Below are 13140 nucleotides of genomic sequence, written 5' to 3'. Positions count from 1 at the left end.
GCAGTGTTTTTGAAATTTAGTTGAAGAAATACTTATTTAATCCGTGTTAAACACATTTTTTCTGGAGCATGAAGAACCATTGGGAATTTCTCGATTTTTACAGAACTACTGTCTAGACCAAAAGCGCCTTCTTCAGAAAGACTTAGTTTTTTTATCATGAAATAGGAGTTCATGATAAGTTTTTCATGCCATCTTAAATCACTGTCATTAGAAAGGAATTTTTCAGATAATACAAATTTGAAATCTCCGATGATATTGTTTTTATTCAAGGATTCATAACGGCTTGTAATATCTACTTCTCCATTTTTTACCATGTCCCTGATAACTTCTCTAAACATCAGGTTTATTTTTGTAGGTTCTCTAAAACCTAGATTAAAGTCGACGCGGTACAAGTCGTCTTTCATGATTTCGGTTACCTTATAGTCAGTTCTGTAAGGTTCACTTAAAATGTTAACATGTACAAACCAATAGATGTCTGCTCTTTTAGGTCTCTTTTGTAAGATAGAATACATTACTTTTTCTTCAATTTCGTTTACACGATTTGCATTGGTCATATAAACTAAGTGCGTTGCATATTTTGGAATAGTAAGATCAGCTCCTAATTCTTTTAAGACCTTTTTATAATCTTCAATTTTTACAATTTTTGTGTAACTCTTGCTTATTTTTTTAGCTAAGAACCAGATAGTCATCACTGATATTAACATCATGGCAATGATAAGCGTTACATAACCACCTTCGGCAAATTTAGTGATATTGGCTGCCAAAAAACTAAATTCAATAGCCAAATAGATAGTTATTAGAGGGACGATAAAATATAATTTCACTCTTTTCATGATTAAATAGAAGTTGAGTAAAATAGTGGTCATTATCATGCACAAGATTATCGCTAGACCATAAGCGTGTTCCATATTTCCGGATTCCTCAAAATGCAAAACGATTCCAACACATCCAAAAAATAACAGCCAGTTGATGGATGGGATGTATAATTGACCTTTTAATTCTGTGGGATATTTTATTTTTACTTTTGGCCAAAAATTCAATCGCATCGCTTCATTAATCAAAGTAAATGAACCGCTAATAAGAGCCTGAGAGGCTATCACGGCAGCAAGAGTAGCAATTACAATTCCAATGGGTTGGAACCAGTCAGCCATAATGAGATAGAAAGGATTACCATTTGCTCCACCCAATGTTTGCAAAGTTGCACCTTCGTGGTGGATTAAAAAAGCGGCTTGTCCGAAGTAGTTCAAGACCAGTGCACTTTTTACAAATATCCAACTGATTCGAATGTTTTTTCTTCCGCAATGTCCCATATCTGAATACAATGCTTCAGCTCCAGTAGTACATAGAAATACAAAGCCCAGCACAAAAAAACCGTCAGGATGAGCAGATAAAAGATTGTAGGCATAGTAAGGGTTGAATGCTTTGAAGACTTCAGGATACTTTGTTATTTGGATTACACCAAGGATTCCTAGCATTGAAAACCAAATTAACATCATAGGAGCAAAGAATTTCCCAACTAATTTTGATCCAAATTGTTGAATGCTAAACAATACAAATAGAATTCCTATAACAATAGGTATGGTATTTATTTGAGGGTAATAAGTTTTGATCCCTTCAATTGCCGAAGAAACAGAAATAGGCGGAGTAATAATTCCATCGGCCAGTAAGGCACTACCTCCAATGATTGCGGGGACAATGAGCCACTTAATTTTTGTTTTCTTTACTAAGGCATATAAGGCAAAAATCCCACCTTCGCCATGGTTATCAGCACCCAACGTTATAATCACGTATTTTATGGTAGTTTGCAAAGTAAGTGTCCAAAAGACTGCTGAAACCCCTCCCAAAACAATATCGGCATTAATTATTCCATCACCAAGGATGGCTTTCATAACATATAAAGGGGATGTCCCAATATCTCCATATATTATTCCCAACGAAATCAATAATCCACCCAGCGATAATTTTGAATGCAGGTTTTTATGCGATGTGTCCATATTTTGTATCTAAAAAACTCGGCAAATTTACTCTTTTTAAATAGATTAGTGTTGTTTAATAAGAAAAAGACATAAAAAAAACACGGCCATTTTGACCGTGTTTAAAACTACTTTAGTTAACTTTTTTTATGATCCTCTATTACCTCCTCTGCTAGAGTTGTCTCTGCTTGATTCTGTTCGTTGTGGAGCACTCTTTTGAGAATTTCCTCTTTGAGTTTGAGCTCTTTGAGGAGCACTTTCTCTAGAAGTGTTAGCTCTGTTTTCAGAATAATCTCTTTGCGTTTGAGTTCTTTGTGGTGCACTTTCTCTAGATTGAGTAGCTCGGTTTTGAGAGTTGCTTCTTTGCGATTCAACTCTTTGTGGAGCAGATTCTCTAGCAGAACTATTTCTGTTCTCAGAATAGTTTCTTTGCGTTTCAGTTCTTTTTTGTGCATTTTCTCTTGATGGATTTGATCTGTTTTGAGAATAGTCTCTTTGCGTTTGAGTTGTTTGTGGAGCACTTTCTCTTGACTGAACAGCACGGTTTTGCGAGTTGCTTCTTTGTGATTCAGTTCTTTGTGGAACACTTTCTCTTGAAGTAGTACTTCTATTTTGAGAATAGTCCCTTTGATTTCCTGCTCTTTGAGTGGTAGTTTCTCTTGAAGGACTAGTTCTGGTTTGAGAATTAGCTCTTTGGCTATCGCTTCTTCGAGAAGCAACATCCCTTGAAGATTTGTTTCTGTTTTGAGAATTACCAACTTCACTTCGAGATCCTGTATTACGATTTCCTCTTCTTTGCTCTAATTCATATCGATTTGAAACAGTAGCATTTCTCCTCGTAAAATTATTGTTCGGATATTGTCTTTCATACCCATTTGAACGTCTTGAATTGTAAAGTACTACTGCTTGATTACTTCTTCTGTAATTCACATAATTATAGTTGTTGTAAATGTTCAAACTTATTTGAATATTATTTCTATATCGATATACAGGGAATGGATTCCAGGCATAATAGTACGATGGGTAGTAATTCCAATACCAGTTTGATACATAAGGTCTGTAATTATAAGACCAAAAAGAGGCATAAATTACAGGAGTTCTATAATATACAGGCTCGTAAATATAGTTTGGACCATACATATATTCATTTCCCACAACTTGTAGGTGAATCTTATTATATCTGTCCTTTTCGATTTCGATAGTTGCCACGTCTTGATAAACATCACGATCAAGTACAGATTGAATTATAACAACGTGAGTTCTATTTTCTACAGTTTCTATAACTCGTAAATAATCTACTTGGTTATCATTGTTTAAATCTAGATTAGATATTTGAAGTTCTGGGTCATTTAACTGTCTTTCAAAATCCTGAAGATTTCTAGAATCTCCAAAAATATCAGCAACGGCTCTCAAATCTAAATTATCGCTAATTTCATTGTTTGATGCATAAACCCTGTTTCTATCTTGCGCATGCACTATAAAAACCGAAGTCATCAGGCTTAATATTAATAGTTTAGTTTTCATAGTATGTGTGTTTTTATTTAACAATAGGCTAATATTCAATTATTGTGCCAATTAGTTTTTGGGCCGTTTGCTTTTACTATATTAAATTGTAAATTAGCTTTAAATAAAAGGATTTAAATGAGAAATATTTTTTTAATGGCATTGGGTTTTGTGTTTTTAAATTCATGTAAAACAGTAAATTATAAAGATACAGTTGATGATGAGGTTATTTTTAATACAGTAACAATTGATACTTTGTTTCAAGATAATATCAGTATTAGAGCTATTACCGTAGATGGGAATAAAATTTGGTACGCAGCAAATAATTCAAGATTTGGTTTTTTTGATTTGGAAAAAAACAAAAAATTTGAAAGGAAAATCTCTAAGGATACTTTAACGCTAGAATTCAGAAGTATTGCACAAACACCAAAAAATATATTTTTGTTGAGCGTTGCTAATCCAGGTTTACTTTATAAAGTGAATAAGGAGAATTTAGAAACGACATTAGTGTATCAGGAATATAATGAGAAAGTGTTTTACGACAGCATGAAATTTTGGAATAAAAATGAAGGAATTGCAATGGGAGATCCTATTACGGATTATCTTTCGATAATTATAACTAGAGATGGCGGTAACTCATGGAATAAAATCTCAAATAGTAAACTACCAAAAATCGTTGATGGTGAAGCCGCTTTTGCCGCCAGTAATACTAATATTGTGATAAAGGGAAATGATACTTGGATTGTTTCAGGAGGTAAAAAAGCGAGAGTATTCTATTCTGCTGACAAGGGAAATAATTGGGAAGTATTTGACACACCCATTGTGCAAGGAAAAGCAATGGCTGGTATTTTCACTGCTGATTTTTATGACTCGAAAAACGGATTTATAGCTGGAGGAGATTATGAGGCTCCGAATCAAAATTTCGGAAATAAAGCTCGCACTCAAGATGGTGGTAAAACATGGGAGCTAATGGCAGAAAACGAAGGTTTTGGATATGCTTCTTGTGTACAATATGTTCCAGGTAGTAATGGAAAATCATTAGTTACTGTTGGTGCATCGGGACTATATTATTCCGCTGATAGAGGAAATTCATGGAGGCAGTTAACTACTGATCCGAGTCTATTTACCATTAGATTCTTAGACAATCATACTGCAATTGCAGCTGGTAAAAATAAAATGATACGTATTAATTTTATAAAATAAAACCCTATCTCATACGTCGATGTTATGGATAGGGTAATAGTTTTATTTTAATCTAGTATTATTTTTTTGAAGATCTATATTGATGCAATAATTTTCTATTGAAATCTTCTTCAGATTTTTTCAGCTTAATAATCTTTTTAGCGCTCATCACTTCTCTCAAATTCTTTGTGAATTTTTTTCGTAATAAATATAATTCTTCATCTGCACTGTCCATTTGTGTAAGTAGTGCATTTGCTTCTTTTTCAGTCATATTATTGAATGCGCTATCGCTCATGCGGCTTTTAAATGCTCGCATTTTTTGATGTCTTATCTCAAATTGCTTATCATCAAAGGTGTTGTAGATAGGCCAAAATTTTTCTGCCTCACGAGTTGTTAAGTCTAATTCGGTAGTCAAAAAAGCCACTTTTAGTGTTTTGATTTGCTCTTTTTTCTCTTTCATTCCTGCATCTTGACCATAAAAATTAAAAGAGGTCAACAACAATAGAAATGGGATTATTTGTTTAATGTTCATTTTTATATTTTTTATTATAATTTTCTACAAAGTTTATTCTAGCATAAGGAGTTCTAAATTACCATTAGTTGCTAATATGTCTTCAATAGTTGCATTTTCTAGAACTACTGTTGTTTTAATATTATCGATTTCATCAGCCTCTAGACCATTAATTAATTCATATTGATTGATATTAGATTGATAACTTAGGTAATTTTCCAAAGCTGTTGCGTCTATCTCATTATTATTTGCATTAATGCTATTATTGTAAACTACAGGAATTAGAATCGAAATAGTTAAAACCGCAGCAACCATCATTACAATCTTTTTATTTTTTTGAAAAAGAGAAATTACCTTCGGTTCTTCTTCAGGTAATTGCTGCATGAAGTTCTTTGAGAAATTTTCAAAGTAATGTTCTGGAGTTTTAAATCCAGATTCAATTTTAGGTTCGTTTTCTAATTTAAATTCTTTCATAACATGTATAAGACTTAATTTTAGTAAAAAGGTTTAATTTGAAGTTACAAATGCTTCAATTTTTTTTACCGCATGATGGTAGGAAGCTTTCAATGCACCAACTGAAGTCCCTAATATTTCTGATATTTGTTCGTATTTTAGTTCTTCAAAATATTTCATCTTAAAAACCAATTGTTGTTTTTCAGGAAGGGTAATAATCGCTTTTTGCAATTTTATTTGAAGTTCATCGCCATCAAAATGGCTGTCAGATGTAAGATTGTCAATTGTTTTATTCTGCAATGTCTCAGATGAGATTCCTCCTCTTTTAGCTTTTTGATTTAAAAATGTAAGTGCTTCATTTGTAGCAATGCGATACATCCAGGAAAACAGTTTGCTTTCTCCTTTAAATTTACTTAAATTTTGATAAACTTTAATAAAGGTATTTTGCAACACATCATCTGTATCATCATGATTCAAAATAATATTTCGAATGTGATTATAAAGTGGCTTTTGATAGGTTAATAGGAGTTTTTGGAACGCCTCGTTTTGTGTCGTAGGGTTCAATAACTGCTGAATAAATTCCTCTTCTTCCTGCAAAGCGATAGTTTATAGGTTAGATTGATATTGGGTAGGAAGGTTTAATTAGCTACGAAAAAAAAACTAGAATTCAGAAGGCAATTCTTCTGTGGTTTTAGTGGTCGGTGATTTTTTTGATGGAGTAGGTTTCACCGTAGGTTTGTCTATTTTTACTGGAGTTATTGCAGTTATAGGCGCTACTGGTGTGGTAGTAGAGGGTTCAGCAGTAGCGGGAACATAGGTTTTTACCGGAATAACAATTTTTGGTACAATCGGTATGTATACTTCAGTAACCCATTTTGACGGGTTTTTTATTTCAGTTTTTCCAGTCGAATAAATCTGGATATGTGATATTTTTGGATCTGAGGCTAATTGGTTTTTAGTAATAAATGCCAATGCCTTATCATATCCTTTTGTGATATGCGAATAGTCTCCGGTTAAGGTTGTTTTCACTCCTTCAAATGCGTCTAGTTTTCCAGAAACGATATCACTTCCAGGACTTATATAAATTTCCTTTTTAATAGGAACGCAAATTGAAATTTTTGCCAATCCTTTTGCGATATCATAGGTGTGATAAATTACAAATGGCTTTCCATTTACAGAAATGTCATTTTGTTCACAAAAAGCGACGATAGTTGGAATAACAATTTTAGCGTTTTTATTGACTTTTGATAATTCGCTTGTGAAAGTTTGAGCCAAATAAAAAGTTTGAGGTTTTTTTACTAGTCCGTTTTCTTTCACCGAAAATGTATTTATTTCATAGTCCAGTGCTATGTCTAAGTTAGTTAAGCTTTTTTCATACATGCTTCCAATAACCTTGTCAACGCCGCCGTTTAAAGCAGTATAGACTTTAAATAGAAAACTCATGTTTCCCTTAGTTTTCCATGTTACGTTTGTTCCACCGATGGTATCTTTAAAAGTCCAGAAAACGGATGAATTGGTTCCGTTGAAATTCATTTTTTGAGCAATACTATCATTTTCTTTTACAAATAATGTACGCATTTCACCAGTTCCATCTTTTCCTTCCCAAGAATAGGATGCGCCTTTACCAATAGTTACAGCAGGATATTGAACTTTTATCTCCGGATCTTCGGCAGTCCAAGAACCGAAGTCGGCCCAGTTTCTATAATCATTAACGTAGTTAAAAACAGCTGATTTTGGTGAATTGATAATTTTGCTTCTTTCGATAGTAAATTCACCTTTTTGTGTGGCAATAAAAATGGACAAGGCTACTATACTAAGTAATAACAAAAGAAATATATATTTTAAAATACGCATAATCTATTGGTTGAATTCAGTTGTAAAGTTAGAATTTTTATTAATATGTAGGACGAATCATAAAGAAATTATGAAAATTGCACAGGATTTCGGCGGAGTGTTTTTCTTCAATTATTTTTTAATTCGAATACTATTATTTGAACTTATTTATTCTTAATGTAATATTACGGTTTATTAATGAGGGAGCGAAAATAGTTACTGAATAAAGTTGATTGTAGGTTAACATTCGAATAATTAACATTGGTTTGCAATGTGCGAATGTGGCCTCTGTAGCAGTAATATCTATCTGAAATAGGATTTTGTGAAATCTTGTGGAAAAGATTTTGAAGGAAGTAGTCTGTCTTTTGAAATAAAACCAAATTCCTATTCAATAATAATAGTGTGCTATTAGAAAATATTTTCAAGTCTTAGAAAAGCAGAATAGGCAAAATACTGCTTGCTGCGGAGCGCTATTTTTTAAGACTTAAATTAGCGCTTAAAAAAAACTTTTATTACAAATAGCATCCCAATAAAAAATACGAAAGCTAATAACACTTTATAGTTGCCTTTGTAAAACTCCTGATGAATTTTCACATCTTTTCTATAAGCAAAAATCATTGCTACTACAAAAGCAATAAAAAAACAGCCTGCAAATATTAATTGTCCTTGACTAAACATACGTTTGAATTATTTTGTGCAAATTTAATCAATTGTTTAGAATAAGTTGCTAATTTGTACCCTCATTTAATCAAATATAATTATGCAAAAACAAATCGATTCAGTTAAAGAATTTCACACGGCATTTAAGATTGGACATAGTGAAACTCCAGTCGCCGATTTGGGAGAAAATAAGAAAATGTTACGTTATCATTTGATGAAGGAAGAAAATGAAGAATATCTGGAAGCTGTTCAAAATAATGATTTGGTAGAAATAGCAGATGCCTTAGGCGATATGATGTATATCCTATGTGGAACGATCATTGAACATGGGTTACAAGATAAAATAGAAGCGGTTTTTGATGAAATTCAACGTAGTAATATGAGTAAATTAGACGCCGAAGGAAATCCTATCTATCGTGAAGACGGAAAAGTAATGAAGGGGCCAAATTATTTCAAACCCAATTTTTCTAAAATTTTGGGAGAATAACAAAGTTTCTTTCGTTCTTGTATATAGTTGCTGGTTTTCATCAACGGCAAATAAAGCCTTAACCAGTGAATAAATAAGATATAAAAAAAAGCGATTCCCATAATTGGGAATCGCTTTTGTATTTAAAGTTGCACCGTCAAATAATAGAATATGAAACTATACTTTTACAGTCCAGCCAAAGGTGTCTTCGGCTAGTTTGTGTTGTATGTTTGTTAATTTATCTTTAAGTTGAGATGCATATGAATTTTCAATTTTTGGTAATTCATAATACACTTCTTTATAAGAGAATCCAATGATCGGGTTAACTACTGCTGCAGTACCTGCACCAAATATTTCTTTTAGAGTACCATTTTTAGATGCTTCAACAAGCTCTGAAACTAAAACTGGGCGCACTTCAACTGCAATACCTTCTTTTTTAGCCATGTCAATAAGGCTTTTTCTAGTAATACCATCAAGAATTCTCTCACTTGTAGGAGCAGTATATAAAGTGTCATTTATTCTAAAAAACACATTCATTGTACCCGCTTCTTCCAGTTTTGTATGTGTTGCATCATCTGTCCATATTACTTGCTGAAATCCTGCTGCATTTGCTAAGCTAGTTGGGTAAAACTGAGCAGCGTAGTTTCCTGCAGCTTTTGCAGCTCCAATTCCACCGTTTGCAGCTCTACTAAAATGCTCTGCAATTAATACTTTTACTTCTCCAGAATAATATGATTTTGCTGGCGATAAAATAACCATAAATTTGTAATCGTCAGATGGATTTGCAATTACTCCTTGACCAGTAGCAATTAAAAACGGTCTGATATATAGTGTATTTCCTTTTCCTTTTTTAATCCAAGCTTCATCTAACCTCAATAGTTCATTTAGACCATTCATAAAAACATCTTCAGGAACTTCTGGCATCGCCATTCTTACTGCTGAGTTATTGAATCTTTTGAAGTTTTCATCAGGTCTAAAAAGCCAAATGTCATCACTTTCATCTTTATATGCTTTCATCCCTTCAAAAATGGCTTGACCATAATGAAAAACTCTAGCAGAAGGATCTAACAAAAATGGTGCATACGGTTTAATGACCGGTTTTTGCCATTCTCCATTTATAAAATCACATTCAAGTAAATGATCAGTGAATACTGAACCAAAGCTTAAATTTTCAAAATCTACTTCATTGATTTTAGAAGCCGCTGCTTTTATGATATCAATTTTGCCAGTGTGAGTTGTGCTCATAATATTATGTTGTTTTTATTTTAAAGTTGGAAATAGTCTAGTCAATCGTCTAAAGCATACTTTATATGCAAATTAAACTCTGATTCATGCAAAATTAAATAAAAAACAACGAATTTCTTGTCAAAACTTCAATAATTATAGCTTTAAAAGGTGAATTATTTACAAGTATAAAAATCAAATAAAAAGCTTGTGTTTTCTATGAAATACATAATAAAGAACGCTTTTTGAATGAACTATTGTAGATTTTACTAATTTTGACCCAATACGAAAAGTATAAAATATTAATACCTTCAAAAACACTATTTTGAAAAGAGAAATTATACATACACTTGATGGTTCTACGACCATACAAATTAAGGAATGGGACGAATGTTATCATTCTAAGCATGGTGCGATTCAAGAAGCACAACATGTTTTTATTAAAAACGGATTGTCCTTATTTCAAAATAAAACCATTTCTATTTTAGAAATTGGTTTCGGGACGGGTTTGAATGCTTTTATTACTTTTCTCGAAGGAAAGAAAATGAATCAATCAATCGATTATGTAGGAGTAGAAGCCTATCCAATATCTGCAGATGAATTAGTTTCTATGAATTATGTGGAGGAGTTGAATGCTGTAGATAAAAAAGGGATTTTCGAAAAAATGCATCAATGCAATTGGGAAGAAGCTGTTGTTATTAATGATTATTTTACTTTAACTAAAAGAAAACAATTTTTCGAAGAAATTAATGACTTGGATCGATTCGATTTGATATATTTTGATGCTTTTGGCTATCGTGTGCAGCCAGAACTTTGGAGTACGGTTATATTTAAAAAAATGTATGACGCACTGAAGTCTAATGGGACACTAGTTACTTATGCAGCTCGTGGGGTAGTGAAAAGGAGTATGATCGAAGTAGGTTTTAAAGTCGAGAAACTGGCAGGGCCACCGGGAAAAAGAGAGATGTTTCGTGCCAGTAAATTAGAATAATTTATATTTCCATTATTATTTCAAGACCTCATACTAATAATGTAAATTAAACGTTAAATAGAGTAGAGGTTGTTTTAAAAGCTGTATTTTTACGCTAAGTTCAAAATTAGTTTAACCATAAATTCTCAAATTATTATGTCTAAAATAACGTTTGATTACGCAAAATCAATACTAGAAAGAGTGAGTTTCGACCCGATACTTTTTTGCAAAGAATTAGAAAAAGCCATCAAAACACTATTGCCTTACGAGATAGAACAATTACAAGAATGGTTATTTCATTATATTATAGAAAAACCAGAATTAAAACAATGTGTATTAAAAGTAAACTCATAATATATTAGAGAGGCTATTCCACAAGAATAGCCTCTTTTTTTGTCTATTTGCTTTTCAACGGGCTTATAATTTGTACGTTTTGGAAAACAATAGCTCCTTTTATAACGCCGGCGATACTCGTGCGCAAAGCATCAATTATATGCATTTTCAATTCACTTTTTGGAAAAACCAAGCTTACTTCACGAGCTGGTTTAGGTTCTACAAAATGGCGTAATTTTATTTTATCGGCTTCTTTTAGATCTAAAGTATGTAAATAGGGAAGGAGTGTTGTCCCTAGTCCTTCATCAGCTAATTTTATCAATGTTTCAAAACTTCCGCTTTCTATTTGAAAATGGCTAGATTCATTTTTTGGATTATTTTTACATAAATTCAAAATTCCATCTCTAAAACAGTGGCCATCTTGCAATAAAAGAATTTCATCTATATTTAAATCTGAGATCGAAATTTCTTCCTTTTTAAATTGATGATGACTTTCGGGAATGTATGCTACAAATGGTTCAAAATATAAAACTATTTCCTTAATTTTTTCCTCCATCAACGGAGTGGCCGCGATTGCGGCATCGAGATGGCCATTATTAAGTTTAGTTATAATTTCATCCGTATTTAATTCTTCTATAATCAGCTTAATTTTTGGATATTTTTTTATAAAGTTGTTTAAAAACATGGGAAGCAGAGTTGGCATAATTGTCGGAATTATTCCTAATCTGAATTCACCGCCCACAAATCCTTTTTGTTGTTCAACTATATCGTGAATTCGATCTGCTTCATTGACAATATTTTTAGCTTGATTCACAATTTTTTGCCCAATATCAGTAAGTTGAATGGGTTTTTTCGAGCGATCAAATATCAAGATACTCAATTCTTCTTCGATTTTTTGAATTTGCATGCTTAAAGTGGGTTGGGTAACAAAACATTTTTCTGCAGCTAAAGTGAAATTTTTATGCTCAGCAACTGCTAAGACGTATTTTAATTGAGTGATTGTCATTTTTGATAGTATTTTACGATGTAAATATAAAAACAATCAATTTAATTTATAGTGCTTTCTGTGAATTTCTTCATTTCTTTGTTAAAATTAAAATCATGAAAACAAATATTTTAGGTCTACCCGTTAAAGAAACAGAACTAATAATAGGTGAATTAAACTCCTTATTATCCAATTATCAAGTTTATTATCAGAACTTAAGGGGAATTCATTGGAACATCCGTGGAAAACGTTTTTTTGATTTGCATGTAAAATTCGAAGAACTATATAATGACTCGCAGTTAAAGATTGATATGATCGCGGAACGTGTTTTAACGTTAGGAGGAACTCCACTGCATACATTTGAGGACTACATAAAACATAATAAATTGACAGTTGGTAAAAATATTTCAAATGATGAAAAAGCGGTTCAATTGATTGTAAATTCATTATCTCACTTACTAACGATAGAAAGAGAAATTCTCAATAAATCAGCAGAAGTTAATGATGAAGGTTCTAATGCAATGATGAGCGACTTTATTGCTGAGCAAGAGAAAACAATATGGATGATGCAAGCTTGGTTAGAGGAATAATGAAGCTCCCGGCCTTTAAAATAAAATGAAAGCCTTATTAGTACTTTGAGTATTATTTTGGCTTTTTACTAATGTTAAATTTTCGCAAATTTTTTTATCGAAGTTTCAATTTTATATATTTAATCTTACTTTTGCAATTATGAAAATAATAGCTCGCATTTTTTTATTCATATTTATAGCTTTTCTATCAACTCCCGCAGTTGTGGGGATGATAGATAAATCATGCGACACTTCTATTTTTTATAGTTTATCCGAAGAAGAACACACCCCAAAAGAGGTAAAAGTTTTTAATTATTACAGCAATTTAGATCTTGGATTACTAGCATTAGAACACAATAGATCAAGTCTGATCTTATCCGAAAATCTATCGAAACACGATAAGATTGCGGCAACTATATTTTCCCCTCCGCCTAACTTGGCATAATACTTCCGTTTAAATTTTAAAAAAATGAACTGC

At 32.2% G+C, this 13140-nt stretch carries 14 protein-coding genes; 6 read left to right on the top strand and 8 right to left on the bottom strand.

Annotated features, from left to right (window positions below):
• Window positions 1–32 precede the first annotated feature (32 nt).
• Together E0F98_RS10155 and E0F98_RS10150 are read right to left on the bottom strand one after the other, a co-directional pair.
• The gene (locus tag E0F98_RS10155) at window positions 33–1994 is read right to left on the bottom strand and encodes a KUP/HAK/KT family potassium transporter (RefSeq protein WP_132111074.1); all 1962 of its coding nucleotides are present in this window, start codon (window positions 1992–1994) and stop codon (window positions 33–35) included.
• A gap of 126 nt (window positions 1995–2120) precedes the next feature.
• A complete protein-coding gene (locus E0F98_RS10150) occupies window positions 2121–3497 on the bottom strand; it encodes a hypothetical protein (RefSeq protein ID WP_132111072.1) in 1377 nt (458 codons plus the stop codon).
• Between the two features lie 117 nt (window positions 3498–3614).
• Here E0F98_RS10150 and E0F98_RS10145 point away from each other — a divergent pair, with 117 nt between their 5' ends.
• Window positions 3615–4679, top strand: a complete 1065-nt coding sequence (locus E0F98_RS10145; protein ID WP_132111070.1) for a sialidase family protein — start codon at window positions 3615–3617, stop codon at window positions 4677–4679.
• Window positions 4680–4737: 58 nt separating this feature from the next.
• On the opposite strand, the gene E0F98_RS10140 is transcribed toward E0F98_RS10145, so the two are convergent.
• The 4 genes from E0F98_RS10140 to E0F98_RS10125 all read right to left on the bottom strand — a co-directional run bounded on the left by E0F98_RS10140 (window position 4738) and on the right by E0F98_RS10125 (window position 7476).
• Complete coding sequence (locus tag E0F98_RS10140) at window positions 4738–5190, bottom strand: sensor of ECF-type sigma factor (protein WP_132111068.1); 453 nt, start codon at window positions 5188–5190, stop codon at window positions 4738–4740.
• Window positions 5191–5223: 33 nt separating this feature from the next.
• Window positions 5224–5643 (bottom strand): hypothetical protein, encoded by a 420-nt coding sequence (locus E0F98_RS10135; protein ID WP_132111066.1) that lies wholly within the window; start codon window positions 5641–5643, stop codon window positions 5224–5226.
• 33 nt (window positions 5644–5676) lie between these two features.
• The gene (locus E0F98_RS10130) at window positions 5677–6219 is read right to left on the bottom strand and encodes an RNA polymerase sigma factor (RefSeq protein WP_132111064.1); all 543 of its coding nucleotides are present in this window, start codon (window positions 6217–6219) and stop codon (window positions 5677–5679) included.
• Window positions 6220–6282: 63 nt separating this feature from the next.
• Window positions 6283–7476: an SRPBCC family protein gene (locus E0F98_RS10125; protein WP_132111062.1), complete on the bottom strand. Its 1194-nt coding sequence runs from the start codon at window positions 7474–7476 to the stop codon at window positions 6283–6285.
• A gap of 739 nt (window positions 7477–8215) precedes the next feature.
• Between E0F98_RS10125 and E0F98_RS10115 the strand changes: the two genes are divergently transcribed.
• A complete protein-coding gene (locus E0F98_RS10115; protein ID WP_132111058.1) occupies window positions 8216–8602 on the top strand; it encodes a pyrophosphohydrolase domain-containing protein in 387 nt (128 codons plus the stop codon).
• A gap of 156 nt (window positions 8603–8758) precedes the next feature.
• Here the strand turns inward: E0F98_RS10115 and E0F98_RS10110 are convergent, their stop codons facing one another.
• Window positions 8759–9826 carry a branched-chain amino acid aminotransferase gene (locus E0F98_RS10110; RefSeq protein ID WP_132111056.1) on the bottom strand — a complete coding sequence of 356 codons (1068 nt, stop codon included), beginning with the start codon at window positions 9824–9826 and terminating at the stop codon, window positions 8759–8761.
• 304 nt (window positions 9827–10130) lie between these two features.
• On the opposite strand from E0F98_RS10110, the gene mnmD reads away from it, so the two are divergent.
• Both mnmD and E0F98_RS10100 read left to right on the top strand, forming a co-directional pair.
• Entirely contained in the window at window positions 10131–10796 is a 666-nt protein-coding gene (mnmD, locus tag E0F98_RS10105; RefSeq protein ID WP_132111054.1) for a tRNA (5-methylaminomethyl-2-thiouridine)(34)-methyltransferase MnmD, read from the top strand.
• Between the two features lie 135 nt (window positions 10797–10931).
• Complete coding sequence (locus E0F98_RS10100) at window positions 10932–11129, top strand: hypothetical protein (protein WP_132111052.1); 198 nt, start codon at window positions 10932–10934, stop codon at window positions 11127–11129.
• Window positions 11130–11172: 43 nt separating this feature from the next.
• Here E0F98_RS10100 and E0F98_RS10095 read toward each other — a convergent pair whose 3' ends face one another.
• Complete coding sequence (locus tag E0F98_RS10095; RefSeq protein ID WP_132111050.1) at window positions 11173–12114, bottom strand: LysR substrate-binding domain-containing protein; 942 nt, start codon at window positions 12112–12114, stop codon at window positions 11173–11175.
• A 95-nt stretch (window positions 12115–12209) separates the two neighbouring features.
• Between E0F98_RS10095 and E0F98_RS10090 the strand changes: the two genes are divergently transcribed.
• Together E0F98_RS10090 and E0F98_RS10085 are read left to right on the top strand one after the other, a co-directional pair.
• Window positions 12210–12683: a Dps family protein gene (locus E0F98_RS10090; RefSeq protein ID WP_132111048.1), complete on the top strand. Its 474-nt coding sequence runs from the start codon at window positions 12210–12212 to the stop codon at window positions 12681–12683.
• Between the two features lie 139 nt (window positions 12684–12822).
• Entirely contained in the window at window positions 12823–13107 is a 285-nt protein-coding gene (locus E0F98_RS10085) for a hypothetical protein (protein ID WP_132111046.1), read from the top strand.
• Window positions 13108–13140 lie beyond the last annotated feature (33 nt).

Source organism: Flavobacterium hiemivividum (assembly GCF_004349145.1).
Classification (GTDB): domain Bacteria; phylum Bacteroidota; class Bacteroidia; order Flavobacteriales; family Flavobacteriaceae; genus Flavobacterium; species Flavobacterium hiemivividum.
Note: the sequence above shows the minus strand (reverse complement) of the source record. Positions and strands in the feature narration are given on the sequence as shown.

Bases quoted from the DNA above. Each gene is read 5' to 3' on its own strand.
- E0F98_RS10155 (WP_132111074.1), bottom strand. From the start codon at position 1,994: ATGGACACATCGCATAAAAACCTGCATTCAAAATTATCGCTGGGTGGA.
- E0F98_RS10150 (WP_132111072.1), bottom strand. From the start codon at position 3,497: ATGAAAACTAAACTATTAATATTAAGCCTGATGACTTCGGTTTTTATA.
- E0F98_RS10145 (WP_132111070.1), top strand. From the start codon at position 3,615: ATGAGAAATATTTTTTTAATGGCATTGGGTTTTGTGTTTTTAAATTCA.
- E0F98_RS10140 (WP_132111068.1), bottom strand. From the start codon at position 5,190: ATGAACATTAAACAAATAATCCCATTTCTATTGTTGTTGACCTCTTTT.
- E0F98_RS10135 (WP_132111066.1), bottom strand. From the start codon at position 5,643: ATGAAAGAATTTAAATTAGAAAACGAACCTAAAATTGAATCTGGATTT.
- E0F98_RS10125 (WP_132111062.1), bottom strand. From the start codon at position 7,476: ATGCGTATTTTAAAATATATATTTCTTTTGTTATTACTTAGTATAGTA.
- E0F98_RS10115 (WP_132111058.1), top strand. From the start codon at position 8,216: ATGCAAAAACAAATCGATTCAGTTAAAGAATTTCACACGGCATTTAAG.
- E0F98_RS10110 (WP_132111056.1), bottom strand. From the start codon at position 9,826: ATGAGCACAACTCACACTGGCAAAATTGATATCATAAAAGCAGCGGCT.
- E0F98_RS10100 (WP_132111052.1), top strand. From the start codon at position 10,932: ATGTCTAAAATAACGTTTGATTACGCAAAATCAATACTAGAAAGAGTG.
- E0F98_RS10095 (WP_132111050.1), bottom strand. From the start codon at position 12,114: ATGACAATCACTCAATTAAAATACGTCTTAGCAGTTGCTGAGCATAAA.
- E0F98_RS10090 (WP_132111048.1), top strand. From the start codon at position 12,210: ATGAAAACAAATATTTTAGGTCTACCCGTTAAAGAAACAGAACTAATA.
- E0F98_RS10085 (WP_132111046.1), top strand. From the start codon at position 12,823: ATGAAAATAATAGCTCGCATTTTTTTATTCATATTTATAGCTTTTCTA.